17 protein-coding genes are annotated in these 18,471 nt (G+C 64.2%); 1 reads left to right on the top strand and 16 read right to left on the bottom strand.

The window, feature by feature from the left end:
- Window positions 1-63 precede the first annotated feature (63 nt).
- The 13 genes from H7688_RS06110 to H7688_RS06170 form a co-directional block, all read right to left on the bottom strand.
- On the bottom strand, window positions 64-2,196 hold the full coding sequence (locus tag H7688_RS06110; RefSeq protein ID WP_183360170.1) for a heavy metal translocating P-type ATPase: 2,133 nt from the start codon (window positions 2,194-2,196) through the stop codon (window positions 64-66).
- On the bottom strand, window positions 2,180-2,935 hold the full coding sequence (locus H7688_RS06115; protein ID WP_183360171.1) for a sulfite exporter TauE/SafE family protein: 756 nt from the start codon (window positions 2,933-2,935) through the stop codon (window positions 2,180-2,182). Before H7688_RS06115 ends, H7688_RS06110 begins: the two co-directional genes overlap by 17 nt.
- Window positions 2,932-3,423, bottom strand: a complete 492-nt coding sequence (locus H7688_RS06120; protein ID WP_183360172.1) for a c-type cytochrome — start codon at window positions 3,421-3,423, stop codon at window positions 2,932-2,934. Before H7688_RS06120 ends, H7688_RS06115 begins: the two co-directional genes overlap by 4 nt.
- A complete protein-coding gene (locus H7688_RS06125; protein ID WP_183360173.1) occupies window positions 3,420-3,716 on the bottom strand; it encodes a hypothetical protein in 297 nt (98 codons plus the stop codon). Before H7688_RS06125 ends, H7688_RS06120 begins: the two co-directional genes overlap by 4 nt.
- Before the next feature lie 9 nt (window positions 3,717-3,725).
- Window positions 3,726-4,004: a hypothetical protein gene (locus H7688_RS06130; protein ID WP_183360174.1), complete on the bottom strand. Its 279-nt coding sequence runs from the start codon at window positions 4,002-4,004 to the stop codon at window positions 3,726-3,728.
- Window positions 4,001-4,213: a cbb3-type cytochrome oxidase assembly protein CcoS gene (ccoS, locus tag H7688_RS06135; RefSeq protein WP_183360175.1), complete on the bottom strand. Its 213-nt coding sequence runs from the start codon at window positions 4,211-4,213 to the stop codon at window positions 4,001-4,003. The genes H7688_RS06130 and ccoS overlap by 4 nt, the downstream gene beginning before the upstream one ends.
- 229 nt (window positions 4,214-4,442) lie before the next feature.
- A complete protein-coding gene (locus H7688_RS06140) occupies window positions 4,443-5,441 on the bottom strand; it encodes a cbb3-type cytochrome c oxidase subunit II (protein ID WP_183360176.1) in 999 nt (332 codons plus the stop codon).
- Window positions 5,438-6,829 carry a cbb3-type cytochrome c oxidase subunit I gene (locus H7688_RS06145; protein WP_183360177.1) on the bottom strand — a complete coding sequence of 464 codons (1,392 nt, stop codon included), beginning with the start codon at window positions 6,827-6,829 and terminating at the stop codon, window positions 5,438-5,440. The genes H7688_RS06140 and H7688_RS06145 overlap by 4 nt, the downstream gene beginning before the upstream one ends.
- 60 nt (window positions 6,830-6,889) lie before the next feature.
- On the bottom strand, window positions 6,890-7,138 hold the full coding sequence (locus H7688_RS06150) for a hypothetical protein (protein WP_183360178.1): 249 nt from the start codon (window positions 7,136-7,138) through the stop codon (window positions 6,890-6,892).
- A 133-nt stretch (window positions 7,139-7,271) separates the two neighbouring features.
- Window positions 7,272-7,829 (bottom strand): cytochrome c3 family protein, encoded by a 558-nt coding sequence (locus H7688_RS06155; protein ID WP_183360179.1) that lies wholly within the window; start codon window positions 7,827-7,829, stop codon window positions 7,272-7,274.
- A complete protein-coding gene (locus H7688_RS06160; protein ID WP_183360180.1) occupies window positions 7,826-8,899 on the bottom strand; it encodes a hypothetical protein in 1,074 nt (357 codons plus the stop codon). Before H7688_RS06160 ends, H7688_RS06155 begins: the two co-directional genes overlap by 4 nt.
- Window positions 8,886-10,760: a quinol:electron acceptor oxidoreductase subunit ActD gene (locus H7688_RS06165; RefSeq protein ID WP_183360181.1), complete on the bottom strand. Its 1,875-nt coding sequence runs from the start codon at window positions 10,758-10,760 to the stop codon at window positions 8,886-8,888. Before H7688_RS06165 ends, H7688_RS06160 begins: the two co-directional genes overlap by 14 nt.
- 163 nt (window positions 10,761-10,923) lie before the next feature.
- On the bottom strand, window positions 10,924-13,830 hold the full coding sequence (locus H7688_RS06170) for a molybdopterin dinucleotide binding domain-containing protein (protein ID WP_183360182.1): 2,907 nt from the start codon (window positions 13,828-13,830) through the stop codon (window positions 10,924-10,926).
- Between the two features lie 361 nt (window positions 13,831-14,191).
- Here H7688_RS06170 and H7688_RS06175 point away from each other — a divergent pair, with 361 nt between their 5' ends.
- Window positions 14,192-15,070 carry an ADP-polyphosphate phosphotransferase gene (locus H7688_RS06175; RefSeq protein ID WP_183360183.1) on the top strand — a complete coding sequence of 293 codons (879 nt, stop codon included), beginning with the start codon at window positions 14,192-14,194 and terminating at the stop codon, window positions 15,068-15,070.
- A gap of 90 nt (window positions 15,071-15,160) precedes the next feature.
- On the opposite strand, the gene H7688_RS06180 is transcribed toward H7688_RS06175, so the two are convergent.
- From H7688_RS06180 to ligD, 3 genes are all read right to left on the bottom strand, one after another.
- Window positions 15,161-15,337: a DUF1328 domain-containing protein gene (locus H7688_RS06180; protein WP_183360184.1), complete on the bottom strand. Its 177-nt coding sequence runs from the start codon at window positions 15,335-15,337 to the stop codon at window positions 15,161-15,163.
- A gap of 87 nt (window positions 15,338-15,424) precedes the next feature.
- A complete protein-coding gene (locus tag H7688_RS06185; protein ID WP_183360185.1) occupies window positions 15,425-15,586 on the bottom strand; it encodes a hypothetical protein in 162 nt (53 codons plus the stop codon).
- 122 nt (window positions 15,587-15,708) lie between these two features.
- The gene (gene ligD / locus H7688_RS06190; RefSeq protein ID WP_183360186.1) at window positions 15,709-18,285 is read right to left on the bottom strand and encodes a DNA ligase D; all 2,577 of its coding nucleotides are present in this window, start codon (window positions 18,283-18,285) and stop codon (window positions 15,709-15,711) included.
- Window positions 18,286-18,471 lie beyond the last annotated feature (186 nt).

An 18,471-nucleotide genomic window follows, 5' to 3' on the forward strand; every position in this document is an offset into this window, starting at 1 on the left:
GCGTCGTTCCTCCCAACAGTAGTGACCACTGATTATGCTACCGTTGCGGAAGACGAGTCAACTCTACGAAGCAGGGGATACCAGGGGTTGTGCGGGGGAAACCAGCTGGGGCTGCACCGTGGCGGTCTGGTCCACCCGGTCGGGAAACCGGCTGATCCGCAGCGAGTTGCCGAGTACGGTGAGGCTGGAAAGCACCATGGCGACTGCGGCGAGCAGCGGGTGCAGCGCACCGGCGACGGCGGCAGCGACGGCCAGGGTATTGTACAGGAAGCTCCAGCCAAGGTTTTGCCGAACGATGCGGCCGGTGGCCCGGCTCAGGTGAACCAGCCAGGGTACCTGATCGAGGCGGTCGGAGAGCATGACAACCTTCCCGGCCAGGCGGGCGAGATCGGTCCCCGAGCCGAAGGCGATGCCGACATCCGCGGCCGCCAAGGCAGGTGCGTCGTTGATGCCGTCACCCACCATGGCGACTACCCGCCCGGAAGCCGCTTCCTTAGCGAGCGCGGCGATCTTTTGATGCGGGGTGCAGGGCGCCTCGACGCGGGAAATCCCGAGTTCGGCAGCTGCCGCCGTGGCAGCGGGGGCCCGGTCCCCGGAAAGGAGCGCGACGGGGATGCCGAGGGTTTGCAGGCCGGCCAGGCAGGCGACCGCCTCGGGTCGCAGGGCATCCTGCAAAACCAGGCGTGCCACGAGAAGCGCATCGAAAGCAACGTCGACGACGCTGGCCGCGTCGGGGAGCGAAGCGTCGCCGGCCACTTCGGCACCAGGAACGAGAAAACCGGGACTCCCGACGGTGACCTGCTTCACGATCTGCTGATAGGTGGTGAGACCGCTCAAGCCGCAGCCCGGCACGACCTCGACGAAGCTTGCGACAGCGGGGGGAAGCTGACGCCCCCGCGCCTCCCGCACCAGGGCCCGGGCCAATAGGTGTTCGCTTGCCGTCTCCAACCCCGCTACCCTCGCCAGGATTTCCCCCTCGTCAACCTCTCCGGAAAGGACCCGCACCTCGCGCAGCACCGGCTGGCCGGTCGTCAGCGTCCCCGTTTTGTCGAAGAAAAACAGGTTCACCGCGGCAAGCCGCTCGAGGACCGCCCCGCCGCGCACCACGATGCCGGCTCGCGCGGCGCGGGCCATGGCAAGCGCGGTGGCGAGCGGGGTGGCGATCCCCACGGTGCAGGGGCAGGCGACCACCAGCACCGAAAGGGCACTCAGCAGGCCGCGGGAAGAGTATCCGGCGAGATGCCATCCGAAAAACGTGGCGAAGGCGATACCCAGGATGACGGGGGTGAACCAGCCGGCGCTGCGTTCGGCCAGCCGTTGTGCCCGGCTGGGCTGTGACCAGGCCTCCTGGATCAGGGAGACGATGCCGCGCAGCAAGAGATCGTCGCCGGTCCGCTCCGCCTGTACCAGCAGCGTTCCGATGCCGTTCACCGTGCCGGCGATGACCGAATCGCCGGGGCGGCAGACCCGCGGCAGGAATTCTCCGGTAAAGGCCGCCTCTTCGAGGGTGCTCATCCCTTCCATGATCCTGCCATCGACCGCGACCCGCTCACCCGGCCGGATCCGGATCAGGTCCCCGGGCTGGAGTTCTGCGATGGAGACTTCGCAAACCGAGGAGCAGGAGACCCGCAGGGCGCTGGTGGGAAGCAGGGAAAGCATGCCGGTGAGCAGATCCGAGGCCTTGGCCTTGGCGGTGGATTCCAGGAGCTTGCCCGCGGTCACCAGGACCGGGAGCATGGTGGCGGTGTCGAAGTACACCTCTCCGGAACCCTTAAGGGTAGTGAAGGCGCTCACGCCGTAGGCGCTCAAGGAGCCGAGGGCGATGAGGGCATCGAGGCTCATCCTGTGGCTGGCAAGTTCCCGCTGGGCGCCCGCCAGGAACGGGGGGAGCAGGACCGCAAGCGCCGGCGTAGCCAGGCAGAACAGGATCAGGCGAAAGGTGGGGACCAGGTGCGGCGCCACGCTGTCGGTGTAGAGCAGCAGCGAGACCATCATGACGTTCATTGCCAGAAGCGAGCCGAGGCCCAGGCGCAGCAGGTGCCCGTTCTGCTCCCCGCGCTCGGTGCCGATGATCCGGGCCACCAGCCTGCAGGCCGAACAGCAGTAGAGAGCGGCAGCGCCGCGGGCGAGCCGGGAGGGAACCGGCAGCCCGCAGTGAGCGCAGGTGGCGGTAAGCGTGCTAGTTGTTGGGTGCATGGGTATCCTTCTGGCAGCAGTCCGATACGGAAGCAGCCGGGGTGTGAGCCGTGGGGTGGGCGGTACAGCCGAACAGGTGATGAAAGAGGGCGCTGCCGCGCAGCAGCGTCACGATCCCCAAAAGTACCAAGAGGACCGCGCCGGCCTTGGGGCGCCACAGACGGCGCAGGGCGGGACCCTGGGCGAGGCTTCCCAGCACGACCAGCGGCAGCGAGGTGCCGAGCCCCAGCCCCGCGAAAGTCGCCATCCCGACGGCCACCGAGCCGGAATGCAGGGCATAGGCGAGGAAGGCGAGGACGATGGGGCAGGGGAGCAAGCCGGAACAGACCCCAAGCAGCAGCGCGCCGGTGGGGCCGGGGGTGACCAGAAAGCGCCCGGCGATGCTGCCGAGCACCTCGTACAGCAATCCGCCGCGGGGCTCAGCGCCCGGCTTGAGGCCGAGCAGGTGCAGGCCGGCAGCGAGGAACGCGGCTCCGGTCAGATACCCCAAAAGGCGCTGCAATAGGGAAAGCTCGGGGTGAAAGGCGACCAGGGAAAAGCCGGTGAAGCCGGCGGAGGCACCGAGGAACAGGTAGCTGAAGAGCTTGCCCACCAGCCAGCAGAGTGGTCGATAGTTCCGGTCCTGTTCGCTCCCGGAGAGCCGCAGCAGGAAAGGACCGCACATGCCGAGACAGTGGGCGAAACCGGCCAGGCCGCCGACCAGACCGGTCAGGAGGTGCTGTGACAATGTGCCGGTCATGGTCGGGTCAGGGAGCGTACCAGGAGTGCCAGGTACCAGCGATGTTCGGGCGGGACCACGCGCAGCAGCACGGGCTCGTGGCCGATGCCGGTCAGCATGGCGCGCAGCAGTTCGCCGTCGCGCAACGAGGCGGTGTGGGTGCTGCGCAGGTCTGCGGGGCGGGGGATGTAGCTCTGTCCGACCGGGCCGTCGCCGGTACCGGCATCGCCGTGACAGAAGACGCAGTAGTAGGTGTAGTAAACCCGGGCGCGGGACAGGTTATCCGCGGTTGCCGGCAGCGGGTTCGTGAGGCGTGCCGCCTCCGCAGCGGTGGGGAGCCGGTCTACCGGAAGAGCGGGCTGGGTGCCGGCAGGGATGCTCGGCAGGTTCATCTGGAACTCCCGGATGTGGTGTTGCGAGCGCATGCGGGGGCCCTCGTAGAGCACGAAGAACATGAGCCCGGCGACCAAGAGGGGGGGCACCAGCAGCAGGGGGATAAGCTTTTTCATCGCGCTGCTCCCCCGCCGGATTGCTGCGGATTGTCCGGCAGCGGTTGCGCCTCGGGAAGCCGCGGCAATTGGCGACGCGGGGCTGCCGGAACCCGCGGTTCCTCGGTCGAGAAGATCGATTCGGCAGGCGTATCGGGGAGCTGACCGAAATCCCACCGGCGCTCGACGTCGGGCACGATGCAGTAGACGAGCCAGCCGAAACCCATGATGGAGGCGCTGAACAGCAGGACGACCACCCAACTCCAGGGAGCCGGCATTTCGTGATCTTCGGCGTACCATTTCGATCCGGGCATCGGTTCACCTCACCAGTTGGGGGGCATCAGGGAGCGCAGGACCAGGGACGTGATGGTGTAGGCGGCGCTGGCCAGCGACACCAGGATGATGGTCCAGGGAACTATGGCGATAAAGGCGCGCAGGAAGGAGCCGACACCTTTGACCTGGATTCCCTCGGCCTTTTTCTCCTCTTCCTTCGGACGCCACATCGCGGAGTAGGTGAGGCAGAACAGGAGCATGAGCGCGGTCCCGGTCAGGAGCGTGGCGACGATCCACTGATTCTGCAGCACGTACAGGTTGAAGGTCATGATCCTGATCTCCCGGTTAACGCCTCTTCTTGCGGATCATCCGCAGCGGGGATGCCGCTCATCAGGGGGAGGTAGCGGGCGCGGTCCTGGTCGGTGAACTGGTTGCGGCGGATGGCCCAGAGAAAAAAGCTGGCGATGCAGATGAGCATCAGCACCAGAAAGCCAAGCCACATGAAGAGAAAGGTCGTTCCTTCCCAAGGACTGTCCATACCCGATCCTCCACGAAATCCTCGCAATACCGACACACGTCTCACTACTTTTCAGCTAAAGCGGTGGCTTTTCACCATCATTCCCCGCCTCCCACCAACTCTCCCTCGCCCTCCGGGAGGGGGAGGGGTGAGGGCGCTGCCATTCAGGAAAGGCCAAAGGGACGGGGTTCTCCGTGTTTCTATCACCTGGCGTGCACCGACTAAACCAGACAGTGGCTGGCCTCCCCCCCTACTTCCCCGTCCCCGCCCCTTCCTGTCCCGGTTGCGGGTAGCGGTTTTGCCACGGCTCTTCGTAGGAGGCATCGATGCCGCGCGGGTCGATGTTCGCGTCCGTGTACCCTACGAAGCTCACGCCCAGGTAGTTCGCGAGGTCCCAGATCTTCTCCGATTCCAGGTGTTTCTTGAAGTAGGGCATCCCGGTACCGGTGATGCCGTTCATGATCTGGTAGTAGAAGATCCCGCCGATGTAGCGGTTCTCCACCAGGTGCCGGCGCAGGGTGGTGAAATTGAGCGGCGGCGGGTTCATGTAGCGAAACGCGGGCCCTTTGCCGTCTCCGACCGGCCCGTGGCAGTTGATGCAGAACTCCTGGTAGATCCTTTTGCCGCGTTGCAGTGAGGCCTCGCTTGCCGGGTAGGGGTTGGGCATGCGGCGCCAGACCTCGGGCACCTGGCTGTGCAGCCACTCCACGTTGGCGTCGAGACCGGAGGCATAGGCCGCGGCGGCCGGCGTCTTCCAGTACCGCTGCCGCGCCACGCGTGCGTCGGCCGCCTTGAGCCCCAGGGCCTGGACGTAGGCGGTCAGTTGCCGGATCTCCACCGGGCCCAGGAACTCCCAGGACGGCATGAGCGAAATGGGGCTCGTGAAGCGGGGGTTGACGAAGTGCGCCAGGTGCCAGTCGTCCGGGTGTTCCCCCCCTTCTTGGGAGAGGTCCGGCCCGGTGCGCTCGCTCCCCAAGATGGCCGGTTCCTGACCGACGTAATCGCCGCTCTTGGCGATCCGCTCGGCGCCGATGTCCCAGTCGTTGATCCGGATGTAGAGCGAATGGCAGTAGCTGCAGCCGTTACGCACGTAGAGCCGGTGCCCCGCCTCTTCCTCGGCGGTCAGCGGCCGCCAGATCTCGGAGGGGGTCTCTTTCATGGTGAGCGAAGGGATTCCGACGATGATGAAGGCGGAGGCCCAAAAGACCAGGAGCGCACCGACGATGAGCAGGGCCGGGGTCATCTTCATGAGGCTTCCTCCGCCCGCAGCAGCTCGACCGGCTGCAGCTCACGTCCTTGGCGCAGGGTCAGGTAGAGGTTGTACAGGCCGATGAGCGAGCCGCCCAGGATGAAGATCCCGGAGGCGGCGCGGGAGATCATAAAGGGCGCGATCTCGGGGAGCACCCGGTAGACCGTCTCGCCGTTGTGCCAGGCGCTCCCCTGGATGAGGCCTGCGGTGGTGAGCACCAGGAAAAACGCCGTGAGCCCGAAGGTGATCAGGCCGAACTGCAGGTTGACCAGGCGCTGCGAGTAGATCTCGCGCCCGCTCACCAGCGGCAGGATGTGCCACATGGCCCCCAGCGCGATGTAGCCCCCAAAACCGAGCATGGCGATGTGGGCGTGCCCCACGGTCCAGTTGTTGAAGTGGGTCACCCGCTGCAGGTAGGGGAGCGACTGCAAGGGGCCCTGGATGCAGGTGATCAGGTACCAGACGATCCCTCCCATGACCAACCGCCCCGCCGGATCTCCCCAGACCCGTTGCCCTTCCTGGCGCGCCGTCAGCCAGAGGTTCAAAACCACGATGGAGACCGGGACGACCATGGCGATGGAATCCACCACCGAGACCGTCTTCAGCCAGTTGGGGATCGGGGACTGCAGCACGTGGTGCCCGCCGATGTGGGTGTAGAGGGCGACCAGGAACCAGAAGCCGGCCAGCGACAGGGTATGCGAATTGAGCGGCGTCCTGGTGATGCGCGGAATGACGAAGTAGGCGGCACCGGTCGCCAGGGGGGTGATCAAGAGGCCCGGGAGGTTGTGCCCCCAGAACCAGAGAAAGATCGAGTCGATGAGCCCCGGCATCGCGCCGGTCGAGGGGTGCCAGACCACGTTCGAGATCGGGTAGTTGCCGGCGGTCCAGAGAAAGGCGGCGACGAAGTACCAGACCGAGACGTAGAGCTGCTGCTCGGTGCGCTGCACGATGGTCATGACCAGGTTGTAGATCAGGAGCACCACCGCGAGCATGAGGGAGATGTCGGCGATCCAGATGTACTCGTTGTACTCGCGCCCCTGGGTGTAGGCGAAGGAAAACCCGAGCGGACCGCTGGCCACGGTGAGGTTCCAGAACAGAAAGCTGAGCCACCCCAGCGGCTCGGAGTAGAGCCGGGTGCGCAGGAGGGCCGGGAGGTAGTAGAGCCCGCAACCGGTCAGCATGGTGCCGGTGAAGCCGTAGAGCATGGTGTTGACGTGGATGGGGCGCTCGCGACCGAACACCAGGAAGGGGATGTTGGAGAAGAACTCCGGCGCGACCAGGTGGATCGCGGAAACCATCCCGTAGAGCGCCCCCACCACGAACCAGACGGCTCCGGCGATCAAGAAGGCGAGTGCGGCACTTTGCGGTTTTTTGACGAAGGCGAACATGCGCTCTCCAAAGGTGGGTCCAGGAACCAGGACTCCCGGTGCCGGCGACGCTGCTTCTGGCTACTTGGTGCAGACCACGCCGCGGGACGGGTCGTCGGACGAGCAGCTGTACTTGCTGCTGGGGGTCTCGGCGGTCCAGCTGAGCGAGGTGCCATTGCGGATCACGTCGGACACCTTGATCTGGTTGGGCGCCCAGCCTACGCCGATCGCCTCGGCGGACTGCTTTTGCAGGTTCCGCGTTGCGGCGCTGGTGCAGCCGAAAGCGACCGAAATGCCGAGCAGTGCTGCTGTGAACAGATGTCTTTTCATGTGCGGGCTCCTTCGCGAACCTCTCGTGCGGATCAACATGCGCTGCTTGGTGCGAGCTCGTTCTGCAACCTGTCCGACCGGAACCGACTCTCCCTCTCCCAGAGGGCGAGGGGTTCCGAACGGCGAGGTGTCGTCACCGGTGGCAGGTGAAACAGTCGTGGGTCGCCTTGTTCCTCTTGTGGCAGCCGATGCAGAAACCCATCTCGAACTTGTGCGCCGTCACCACCCGGTCCATCAGTTCTACGTCCCCGTGGCAGATGCTGCAGTCGATGCCGCGCCGGATGTGCATCGAGTGGTTGAAGTAGACGAACTCCGGGACCCAGTTGACCCGCTGCCAGACCACGGGCCGATTTTCCCGGTAGAGCTGGCGCAGCTTTTCGATGTAGGGAAAGGTCCTGATGATGCGCTGGTGACACAAAAGACAGGTCTCAAGCGGCGGAATCCCGGCCCGCGAGGAGCGCGCCACCTCGGTGTGGCACATGAGGCAGCTGATCCTTTTGGTGTGCGCGTGGACCCGGTGGCTGAACGGGATCGGTTGGCGCGGCCCGAGCCCCGCCGGGTAGGGGAGGTTGAAAAGCACCAGAACCGCCACCAGGGAGAGCAGAGCCACGCCGAGCGCCGCCAGGGTGGGCCAGAGGGGGCCGCGCTCCTTCCCTTTGTCCTCCGCACCTGCCTCGTGGCGCGCTTTCATGGTGCCTCTCCCGTCTGCTGCCCGGTCCTGCGGCGGTACTGCTGCATGCCGAGCCCGAGCATCCCCAGGAAACCGGCAGCGAGCGAAAGTTCGCTGATGCCGAGCCTCAGGCCGGCGTCGAAGGTCGGCGCCACGAGCCACCAGCGCTCGATCCACATCCCGATCAGCACCGCCAGGGAAATCCAGCCCAAGGCTGCGCGGCTCCGCTTGGCAGAGATCGTCAAGAGCAGCACCAGCGGCCCGAAGTAGACCAGCCCGACGAGGAAAAAGCTCACCCCCTGCCAGGGGCGGTAGTTCATGCGCGGCACCAGGAAGCGGACCTCGTGCGGCAGGTTCTCGTACCAGTAGGGGAGCAGGTGCGCGAACATGAGGTAGGTAGTCATCATGCTGAAGGCGATGATCAGCTTCCCCAGGTCCTGCAGCTGGTCCGGCGTCGCCTGGGGTTCCCGGGTGGCCAGCAAGGCCCAGCCGGTGATGGCAATGTAGAGCCCGGACATGAAGAAATAGCCGCCGGCCAGGTTACTGACCCAGTGCGGGTCGAGCGCCATGACCAGGTCAAAGCCGATCAGGGAGAAGACCAGGCAGTAGACGAGCAGCAGCACGGGAGCGAGCACGCGGCCCGCGGGGGTGCCGCGCTGGCGCAGGTACCAGAAGGCCAAGAGCCAGAAAAGGAACGTCGCCGCCAGGTCTCGGCCGAAGAGCAGGTTGTTGTCGAGCCAGGCTCCCTGGTGCAGCCGCACACCGTACCACGGTGCCCAGTCCGCGCTACCGACCCAGAGCAGCACCAGGGCTGCCAGGGAGGGGAGTGCGAAGCCGATCGCGGCAAAGGCGCAGCGCTCGAGCGTCAGGTGCCAGGTGCCGTTGCAGGACCTGACCAGCGCCGGCCAGACCACCAGGCCGCCGGAGAGCGAGCTGAAGAAGAGGAAGTTGACCAAAAGGGAGCGCCAGGCCCGGCCATGGTCGCCGGCCTGCAGCACCACGAGCCAGGCGAGCGACCCCCCTACCGCGAGCAGCAGCCAGACCAGGGTCCACCCTGAAAACCGTGCGCTTCCCGCGTTACTGGTGGACATGGATCTCCTCCGCGTCGGTCGGCTGCAAAAGTTCCCTGAGCCGGCTCACCTGCCCCGGCTCGCACCCCACCAGGAGCCCGAACTTGTCCCGGCTGAACCGGGGGTCGTAGTAGGGGAGCGTCGTGCGGCGGTACAGGCGTGCCAGGACGACGAGCCCGAAGAGGTTTGCCAGGCTGCCGAGCAGGATGGTCCCCTCGAAGGCGATCACGCAAAACGGGATGAACGAGATGGGCGGTTTCCCCCCCACGATGAGGTTATTGACGTTGGCGGTCCCTGCGGCGAGCCAGAATCCGCCGAGGAGGCCGGAGACCGCCCCGATGAGCGTGATCAGGCGCACCGGGCTCTTGGGTTGCTTGAGCACCGCGGGAAGTTTCTCCAGCTTCACCGGCGAGAAGGTCTCCATCTGCTGAAAACCGGCATCGCAGGCAACCTTGGCCGCTTCCACCAGTCGCCCCGCATTGGCGAAGACGGCGAGGACGGCCGGTTTGTCGGGATCCACGCTCACTTTCACCCGGGTGGCGCAGCAGCCGGTGGAGGTGATCTCCTCGTCGGCGACCTTCTCCTTCAACTCGCTCAAGGGGACCGTCGGAAGACCCTTGGTGAAACAGAAAAAGAAGAAGAAAAAGAACCCGAAGGAGCCCAGGGTGATGCTCGCCTCGACCCAGGTGGGCCAGTAACTTCCCCAATTATGCGGCAGGAAGTCGTGGGCGAGCGAGGTGAAGATGAGCATCAGGCGCTCGCTCCACATCCCGACGTTCACCAGAATGGAGATGATGAAGAGCGACACGATGGTGCGGCGCATCTTGGGGATGACGAAGAGCGCGGGAACCAGGACGTTGCAGACCACGCAGAGCCAGTAGAGCCAGGCGGCGGGTCCGCCGATGCGCCACTTGAAGAACTGCCATTCGAAGATGTCGCCCGAGTACCAGGAGATGAACGCCTCGACTCCGTAGGAGTAGCCGACGATCGTGCCGGTGAGGATGAGGGTCTTCGCCAGCATCTCGAAGTGGTACATCTTGATGAGCCGCTCCAGGTTCAGGAACTTGCGCATCGGGATGAGCAGCGTGAGCACCATGGCGAGCCCGGAGTGGATGGCGCCGGCCACGAAGTAGGGGGGGAAGATGGCGCTGTGCCAGCCGGGCAAGAGGCTCATGGCGAAGTCCCAGGAAACTACCGAGTGTACCGAGACCACGAGCGGGGTGGCGAGCGCGGCGAAGAAGAGATAGGAGCGTCCGTAGTGGTGCCACTGGCTGCCGGCCCCGGACCAGCCGAGGGAGAGCGCGCGATAGATCCGGGTCTTGACGTGTTCCGGTCCCAGTTCAGATTCGTAGCGGTCGCGGGCCGCCGCCAGGTCCGGGATCATCCCGACGCTCCAGAAGATGAGGCTTACCGTGAAGTAGGTGCCGACGGCGCAGACGTCCCAGACCAGGGGGCTCACGAAGTTGGGCCAGATCTCGCGCTGCGAAGGGTAGGGGATGATGTAGTAGAAGACCCAGAGTCGACCCAGGTGGATGAGCGGAAAGAGACCTGCGGTCATGACGGCGAAGATGGTCATGGCCTCAGCCGAGCGGGAGACCGCATCGCGCCAGTTGGCACGCAAAAGGTAAAGGATTGCCGAGATGAGGGTTCCCGAGTGGGCGATACCGACCCAGAAGACGAAGTTGGTGATGTAGACTGCCCAGCCGACCGGGCGGTTCAGGCCGGTGACCCCCATGCCGAGCTGGGTCTGGTAGGTCCAGCAGAGGGCGGCCCAGCCGATCAGGGCGCCTAAAAAGGCGAGCACGAAGTAGAAGGAGGCACGGGGCCTCCCCATCGCGTTGAGGACGTCGTCGTTGATGGCACGGTAACTGAGGTCGGACACCGCTCCCCCTTGAGAAAACTACAATCTCCTTTAGCTACCCTGCTCGCAGAGCGAGCGAAATCATGCAAGTTGTTGCTCTTTTGTTCATATCCCCTGAGGGGGAGGTTCATCCGACAATTTCGGGGGATCCCCTCCCCAAAAAAATCAGCGTTGCCGGCTCGCGCTACCCTTTGACGTCGTTCTCGATCCGGCGCAGGAAGGTGACCGCCGGCTTGGTGTTCAGGTCCTCCAACAGGTGGTAGCGGCGCGGGTCGAGACGGGTGAGCAGGGTGACCCGGGCATCGGGATCCAGGAGGTCGCCGAAGGTGAACACCCGGGCCGGGCAGGACTGGGCGCAGGCGGGCTGGATCTCGCCGTCCTTGAGCTTTCTCCCTTCGCGCTGCGCCTGGTACTCGGCGAGGCGTATGCGTTGCACGCAGAAGGTGCACTTCTCCATGACGCCGCGGCTGCGCACGGTGACCTCGGGGTTTAGCTGCAGATCGAGCGGGGCTTGCCAGCGGATGTTGACCCAGTTGAAGCGGCGCACCTTGTAGGGGCAGTTGTTCGAGCAGTAGCGGGTTCCGATGCAGCGGTTGTAGATCTGCGCGTTCAGCCCTTCCTCGTTGTGCATGGCGGCAAAAACCGGGCAGACCGGCTCGCAGGGGGCGGCATCGCAGTGCTGGCACAGCAAGGGGAGCCAGCTCACCCGCCCCGGCTGGTCCGACTTGCGGTACGGTGCGACGCGCAGCCAGGCCATCTCGCGCCCGTTGGCCACCCGTTTTCTGCCGACCACCGGGATGTTGTTCTCGGCGTAGCAGGCCACGGAGCAGGCGCCACACCCGATGCAGCGCTGCAGGTCGATCACCATGGCCCAGCGGTGCTGGGAGTACTCCCTTTTGGGGTACATGTCCTTGTCGGGACGGTATCCCTCGGGGAGCGGCATGATGAGCTGCTCCCCCTCGCCGGGCTGCATGGTCATAAGCTTGCTGAGCGGCACCCACTTCAGGATCTCCCGGTGCTCCTGATCCTGGCTGAGGGCGGTGGGAATCAGGGTTTCCGCCGAGGCGGAGGCGACCTTGCGGATCCGGCAGCTCCCGAAGAGCGAACCATCGGTACGCCCGCTGGTGAGGGCGAAGGCGTTGGCTCCGATACCGCGCGCATTGCGCCCCAGTGCCCAATGCCCCTGGCCCATCGCGAGCGCCACGGCAGCTTCGCTCACCTCGCCGGTCACGCGCACCGGCGCGCGCAGCTTTCCGGCCGCGCTGGTCAGTTCCACCAGGTCCCCCTGAGAGATCCCGAGCGCCGCAGCCTTTTTGGGATGCAGATCGATCCAGTTGCCCCAGACGTAGAAGGTAAGCGGGTCCGGCGCCTCCTGGAGCCAGCCGCGGTTGGCGACCCTGCCGTCATAGAGCATGATGGAAGACCACAAAACGAGTTCCGCCTGATCCAAAGCCTGGTTGCGGGGCTGCAGTGGTGCGAGGTTCGGCGCGGTCGTCCGGGCGCTTGGTGAGGCAGCCTGCCTCGGCGTGGCGGCACTCTTCCAGTCGCCGCCGGCCGCCAGGGCTGCGTCCCAGGCCTCCTGGCCAACGAGGGCACTGAAGCGCTCCCTGACCCAGGTGGCGAAGTTGGCGCCGCTGTTTCCCGAGCCTGCCCGGGAAAGGGGCCTCCCGGTGCGGCGGGCGAGCTCGAGGAAGATGTCGCCGGGCGAACGCGTGTCGTAGAGCCGGTTCAGGGTCGGCTGCAGCAGGCTGTGAATCCCGGGGCTCGGCTCGTAGTCGCCCCAGGCTTCCAGCGGGTAGTCGACCGGCAGGTACCAGTGCGCCAGTTCCGCGGTCTCGTCCAGCTGGGTACCGAGGTAGACCACCAGCCCGGCCTTGGCAAGCTGCGTCGACGCGCCGAACCTGCTGTAGGCCGGATTGGTGTCGTAGACGAAGAGTACGTCGTTGCGGTCGAGCGAAGCGAAGAAGGGTTCCAGCTCGGCTTCGCGCGCACTGGCCGAGAGTGCGTGCGGGCGCGCGAGGTCGACGGTCTGACCGATGCGCCCGGCCCCGTAGTTGAGGAGCGCGCCCAAATACGCGGTATCGGTGGCCAACTGCGAGGTGGCGGCCAATGGCCCGGCGAGGGCGACGCTGGCACGGGCGGTACAGAACTCACGGGTCAGGCGAACCAGGGTCTCCTGAGGTATCCAGGGGACCGGTCCCGCTACGGCAACCAAGGCGTCGATGGCCGGCCGGGCCCAGGAGATGTCCTGACGAGTCCACCCCTGGTCCAGCATGATCTTCAGCATGGTGGCCGCTACCACGCGCTCCCAGCCAGGCGGGACCTGCAGGTACTGGTCTGCGTTGGCGGCGGTCATGGACAGGCGCGGCCCCACGTACACCATCCGGCCCAGGCTGGTGCCGCCGCGGTAGGCGCGCCCGTCGGCGAACTCCCGGGCGAAGCAGACCGGCGAGATCCAGCTCTCCAGGAAGTCGGCGGCGAAACTTAGGATGAGGTTGCACTCCCCGAGGTGGTAGGTCGGGACTACCGGCCGGCCGAAGAGTTGCTGGTGGGCTTCCTTCACCGGTTCGTGGTTGAACGCCTCGTAAAAGAGCACCCGGTCGGAACGAAACGCCGCCGCAAAACCGTGCAGCACCTCGGCGAGCGAGCCGGTCTGCAGGCTGGAAAGCACCGAGACCCGGGCTCCTGCTGCGAGACGCGCGGCGATGGCGGCGAACGCGTCGTCCCAGCTGCGCTGCTGCTCCGGATGCCCCTTCTCGCGGTAGAGGACCCGCTGCATGCGGTCCGGGTCGTAGAGCCCCTGGAGCGACGACTGCCCGCGGGGGCAGAGCCCGCCGCGGTTCACCGGATGGTCCGGGTTTCCTTCCGCCTTGGTGACCCTACCGTCGCGATGCCAGACGTGCATCCCGCAGCCGGCCGGACACTCGCGGCAGGTGGTGGCATAGAGCTGCCAGCTGCCGGGGCGGACGTTCTCGAGCGGCGTCACATGCGGGATCAACTTGTTGACCATCTTGCGGGGAGGGTTGGTCGCAATGGCGATGCTGCTCCCCCCGGTAAGCCACAAGAAGGTGCGTCGGGAGATGTCGGGCATTGAGTTCCTCGACGAACTGAGCTGCGTAAATGACTGCAAGGATCATGAGAAAAGACCAATCTTGTTTTACCAAGAGGCACCTCATTGTCAAGGAGCGGGGTATGTTATGTCTCTCGAGCGGTTGACAACGCTGTGCCGTGGCCTAGACTACCAAGTAGATCCTCTGTAACTATTCGAAGATCTTGAATAAATAAGATGTTGCTTTGGCCGTGTCCACCGAGATGCCGCTTTAATTGATACGACCTTTTTTACAACAGCGGTTGAGGTATCCCAGAGCACAGCGTGAGAATCCAATGAAGCGTGGAAGGGTAGGGGACCGCTTGCTGAGAGCACGGTTTGCCAGGCGCAGAGGAGGGGAGTGATGAAGCTCGATGTGGATCAGTTCAGGGTTCGCGAAGGCGATCAGGTGACGCTGAAAAAACAGCCGACCAGGATCAAGCCGGTCTACGATTCGAAGCCGCACTACCAGGAGCTCCTTGAGGAGCACATCCTCAAGATGAGCAAGCTGCAGGGGCTGCTCTACGCCCACAACCGCTACGCCCTGCTCCTGATCTTCCAGGCGATGGACGCCGCCGGCAAGGACAGCGCCATAAAGCACGTGATGTCCGGGATCAACCCCCAGGGGTGCGAGGTGTACAGTTTCAAGCACCCCAGCACCGAGGAACTGGATCACGATTTTCTCTGGCGGACCACGCGCCAGCTGCCGCAGCGCGGGCGGATCGGCATCTTCAACCGCTCCTATTACGAAGAGGTGCTTATCGTCCGGGTACATCCGGAGATCCTCGCGGCAGAGAACCTTCCCGAAGAGGTGGAGGACGGCAAGAACATCTGGAACTATCGTTACCGGTCCATCAACGACTTCGAGCAGCACCTGTACCGAAACGGCACCAGGATCATCAAGTTCTTCCTGCACGTGTCGAAGGAGGAACAGCGCAAACGCTTCCTGGAGCGCATCGACAACCCGGAAAAGAACTGGAAGTTCGGCGAGGACGACATGAAGGAGCGGGCGCTGTGGAAGGAGTACCAGGCCGCCTACGAGAAGTGCCTGAATGCGACCAGCAGCAAACATGCCCCCTGGTACGTGGTGCCGGCCGACGACAAGAAGAACGCCCGCCTGATCATCTCGCAGGTCATCGTGGAGACGCTCAAGGGGCTGGACATGAAGTATCCCGAGGTCCCCGGGGAACAACGTAAAAAACTGCAGGAGATCCGGCAGAAGTTGGAGCAGGAAAAGGACTGAGCTGATACGAAAAAAAGCGGCCTAACGTGGCCGCTTTTCAGTTTTCACTCTATTCAGGTGGCCCTCCGGGGCATTCAACACCTCACATGGCTATCGGGTGATGTTGCGACCGATCGACAGCCCGACGATCAGCATGATCACGGCACAGGCAAGGAACAGGTAAAAGAGGATTTTGGCAATGCCCGCCGCCGCGGAAGCAACACCGGCAAAACCGAAAACTGCCGCAACGACTGAGACGATGAAGAATATCAGAGCCCATCTTAACATCACGACCACCTCCTACTCATTGCCGGAGAGACGCCGGCTCAGCAGCCGGTTTTAGCGGTAAGGCTGTCACTTCGACAGAGTCGCCCCTTAGGAACTCTTTTCTTTCAGTTCCATGGGCTGTTTGCAGCAGGTCGCATCGATTTCGCAGGCCTCGCTGCAGGTTTCCGACACACACTCCTTGGTCACTGTCAGTTCAACCTTGCAATCCTTGGTACCGCACACCAGGACGTCACCCTCATGAACTTTCATATCGAGCACCTCCGCTGCAAAATTAACTTACTGTAATAATTCGAGTATACCCTGTTACTTCGCTTTGAAGCAATAACCGGTGCCCGTGCGAGCTTTGCAGGCGGGCCAAAGCGGCCAGCCGGCTAGCGGTACGGTTTCAAGAGGTTGTCCAGGCAACGTTCCAGATCGATCCCCGGCCCCAGGACCTGCCGGAACAGATCGCCCCGCTCCGCAAGCCGCGCGGGAACAGTTTTAATCGTGAAACTGCCCGGGTTGAGGCCGATGCGCACCTCGTCCCAGGTCAGGGGTGTCGATACGGTAGCCCCCGGTCGGGGACGTACGCTGTAGGGTGCGGCCAAGGTCTGCCCTCCACGGTTTTGCAGATAATCCAGGTAGACCCGCTGTTGCCTCTTGCGCGGGTCACGCACCAGGCTGGTAAAGTCGGGAACCAGCTGGTGCGCAAGGGTCGCCACGACCTGGGCGAATTTGACGGCGGCGTCGTAATCGTAGCGGGCCCCCAGTGGGATGTAGATGTGGATGCCGGTGGCTCCGGAGGTCTTGGGATATCCCGGCGCTCCGGCCCGCTCCAGTACCTGGTGCACCGCCTGTGCGGCTTCTACGACGCGGTCGAAGGAGATGTCCTCCGGGTCGAGATCGATGACGAAGTAGTCGGGAGAGTCAAGCCTGTCGAGACGCGATAGCCAGGGATTGATCTCGATGCAGCCGAGGTTCGCCAGGTAGACCAGGGTGGCTTCCTCCTGACAGATGAAGTACTTGATAGTTTTCTGGTTCGACTCCGAAAAGATCTCCCTGGTCGGCATCCACTCCGGCGGAAGTTCACCCGCCTCCTTCTGAAAGAACCCCTTCTCGGCGATGCCGTTGGGAGTCCGGTACAGCGATTCCGGTCGATCCTTAAGGTACGGGAGCATCACCGGCGCCACCTGCCGGTAGTAGTCGATCAGGTCCCCCTTGGTGTACCCCTCGTCAGGCCAGAATATCTTGTCGAGGTTACTGAGCTTGAGCCGGCGCCCGCCGATGATCACCTCCAGGTTCTTGCCAGTTCCTGCAAGGCGTGGGGGCATGGCCGCGGCCTGGGGATCGGCCGGCCCAGCCGCCTCGGGGGGCGCTGCTGCAGAAACCTCCGTGTTCTCCGCCTCCGCTTCCGCCAGCTGGGTCGGTATCGGGAGCTCGCGCAGCACACTTTCCGGATCCTTGTCCTCCCTCAGCCCCAGGAAGATGGGGTGGCGCATCACTCCCTCGTCGGTCCACTCTGAGAAGGTCACCTCGCAGACCAGCCGGGGCGTTACCCAGGTGATCGGCATTTCCGCTTTCACCTTCCCGGCAAAGGGCGATTCCGGCTGCACCAGCTCTGAGAGCTTTGCGTGGATTTCCCGGAGCATCCGCTCGTCGAACCCGCCGCCGCTGAAGCCGATGTGCACGAGCTCGCCCCCCTGGAAGGCACCGAGCACCAGCGAGCCAAAGTAACCCCTGCCGCCGCGGGGCTGGGTGAACCCGCAGATGATGGCCTCCTGCTCGTGACGGATCTTGATCTTGAGCCAGTCACGGCTCCGTCTGCCACTCTGGTAGCTGCTGTCGGCGCGCTTGGCGACGATCCCCTCCAGGTTGTTCTGGCGGGCCAGCTCGAAGAAGTCCTTTCCGGTTTCTGAAATGTGGTCGCTGAAACGTAACTCAGGCAGGTCGGGGAGCAGGGCGCGCAGCTGTTCTTTGCGGGCCAGCAGGGGAAGCCCCCGCAGGTCGTGGCCGTCCCGATACAACAGGTCGAAGACGAAGTAGCAGAGCGGGCCCTGGCCGGTCCTCAGGTGGTTTTGAAGCAGCTGGAAGGAGGACCTCCCCTGCTCGTCCAGCGCCACGACCTCGCCGTCGAGCACCAGGTTCCCCGGCAGGCTCTCCAGCGCACGAACAATGGCGGTGAAGTTGCGGTTGAAGGAGAGGTTGTTGCGGGAATAGAGTTCGACGCGGCCGCTTTCGATCTGGGCGATGGCGCGATAGCCGTCCTGCTTGATCTCGAAGATCCAGCCAGGGTTGTCGAACGCTTCGTCGACCAGGGTGGCCAGCATCGGCTTGACGTCACGCGGCAGCGGATCCGAAGGAGGTTCAGGGAGAGTAGCCGAAGCGATCAGTACCTCGGCCTTCCCGGCATCGTCCAGGCGCAGGTCGCTCAGCACCGAGCGGTCGTCGAGGGTGACCTCCTCGGTCGTGGCCCAGGTATCCTTCTTCTTGATGAGCAGCCAGGTGTTCTCCTGCTCCGAGTGCATCTTGACCAGCGCAAACTCGCCATTCAGCTTGCGGCCGTGCAGCACGAACTTGAGATCACCCTTGGCAAGCCCTGCCCGCAGGACCCGTTCGCTCTCTTTCAGGTCGTTTACCCCGGGGGCCGCGTAGGTTCCCTCGTCCCAGACGATGACCTCGCCGGCGCCGTAGTTCCCCTTGGGAATGGTTCCTTCAAAACTGCGGTAATCGAAGGGGTGATCCTCGACCATCATGGCGAGGCGTTTCAGGGAGGGATCCAGCGAGGGGCCTTTGGGAACGGCCCAGCTTTTCAAGACGCCATCTAATTCCAGGCGAAGGTCGTAGTGCAGGTGCGAGGCGGCGTGCTTCTGGACGACGAACCTTAATCCTTGACCGGCATTGGGGAGTGAGGCGGCCGGTTCCGGGGTGCTGCTGAAGTCACGTTTTTTCTGATATTCCTCCAGCCCCATGGTGTGTGCTCCTGTGGCCAACCGCCCGGGGAGGATCCGACAAACGGCTGGGGCACTAAGGGCATTGTAGCATGACCATGGTTCCCGAAGACAAGACTCTGAAGAGGACGCCAGGTTGGTGCTTTGTTGACAACGCCGCGTGCTATCCTATGATTGTTAGCCGTTAACAAAGTCTTGCACAGCCAA

This window comes from Geomonas limicola (genome assembly GCF_014193675.1).
Classification (GTDB): Bacteria; Desulfobacterota; Desulfuromonadia; order Geobacterales; family Geobacteraceae; genus Geomonas; species Geomonas limicola.

Excerpts from the sequence above, each read along its gene's own strand:
- H7688_RS06130 (WP_183360174.1), bottom strand. The coding sequence starts at position 4,004 with ATGACCTTCAACCTGTACGTGCTGCAGAATCAGTGGATCGTCGCCACG.
- H7688_RS06120 (WP_183360172.1), bottom strand. The coding sequence starts at position 3,423 with ATGAAAAAGCTTATCCCCCTGCTGCTGGTGCCCCCCCTCTTGGTCGCC.
- ccoS (WP_183360175.1), bottom strand. The coding sequence starts at position 4,213 with ATGGACAGTCCTTGGGAAGGAACGACCTTTCTCTTCATGTGGCTTGGC.
- H7688_RS06150 (WP_183360178.1), bottom strand. The coding sequence starts at position 7,138 with ATGAAAAGACATCTGTTCACAGCAGCACTGCTCGGCATTTCGGTCGCT.
- H7688_RS06155 (WP_183360179.1), bottom strand. The coding sequence starts at position 7,829 with ATGAAAGCGCGCCACGAGGCAGGTGCGGAGGACAAAGGGAAGGAGCGC.
- H7688_RS06140 (WP_183360176.1), bottom strand. The coding sequence starts at position 5,441 with ATGAAGATGACCCCGGCCCTGCTCATCGTCGGTGCGCTCCTGGTCTTT.
- H7688_RS06115 (WP_183360171.1), bottom strand. The coding sequence starts at position 2,935 with ATGACCGGCACATTGTCACAGCACCTCCTGACCGGTCTGGTCGGCGGC.
- H7688_RS06170 (WP_183360182.1), bottom strand. The coding sequence starts at position 13,830 with ATGCCCGACATCTCCCGACGCACCTTCTTGTGGCTTACCGGGGGGAGC.
- ligD (WP_183360186.1), bottom strand. The coding sequence starts at position 18,285 with ATGGGGCTGGAGGAATATCAGAAAAAACGTGACTTCAGCAGCACCCCG.
- H7688_RS06175 (WP_183360183.1), top strand. The coding sequence starts at position 14,192 with ATGAAGCTCGATGTGGATCAGTTCAGGGTTCGCGAAGGCGATCAGGTG.
- H7688_RS06125 (WP_183360173.1), bottom strand. The coding sequence starts at position 3,716 with ATGCCCGGATCGAAATGGTACGCCGAAGATCACGAAATGCCGGCTCCC.
- H7688_RS06180 (WP_183360184.1), bottom strand. The coding sequence starts at position 15,337 with ATGTTAAGATGGGCTCTGATATTCTTCATCGTCTCAGTCGTTGCGGCA.
- H7688_RS06160 (WP_183360180.1), bottom strand. The coding sequence starts at position 8,899 with ATGTCCACCAGTAACGCGGGAAGCGCACGGTTTTCAGGGTGGACCCTG.
- H7688_RS06145 (WP_183360177.1), bottom strand. The coding sequence starts at position 6,829 with ATGTTCGCCTTCGTCAAAAAACCGCAAAGTGCCGCACTCGCCTTCTTG.
- H7688_RS06185 (WP_183360185.1), bottom strand. The coding sequence starts at position 15,586 with ATGAAAGTTCATGAGGGTGACGTCCTGGTGTGCGGTACCAAGGATTGC.
- H7688_RS06110 (WP_183360170.1), bottom strand. The coding sequence starts at position 2,196 with ATGCACCCAACAACTAGCACGCTTACCGCCACCTGCGCTCACTGCGGG.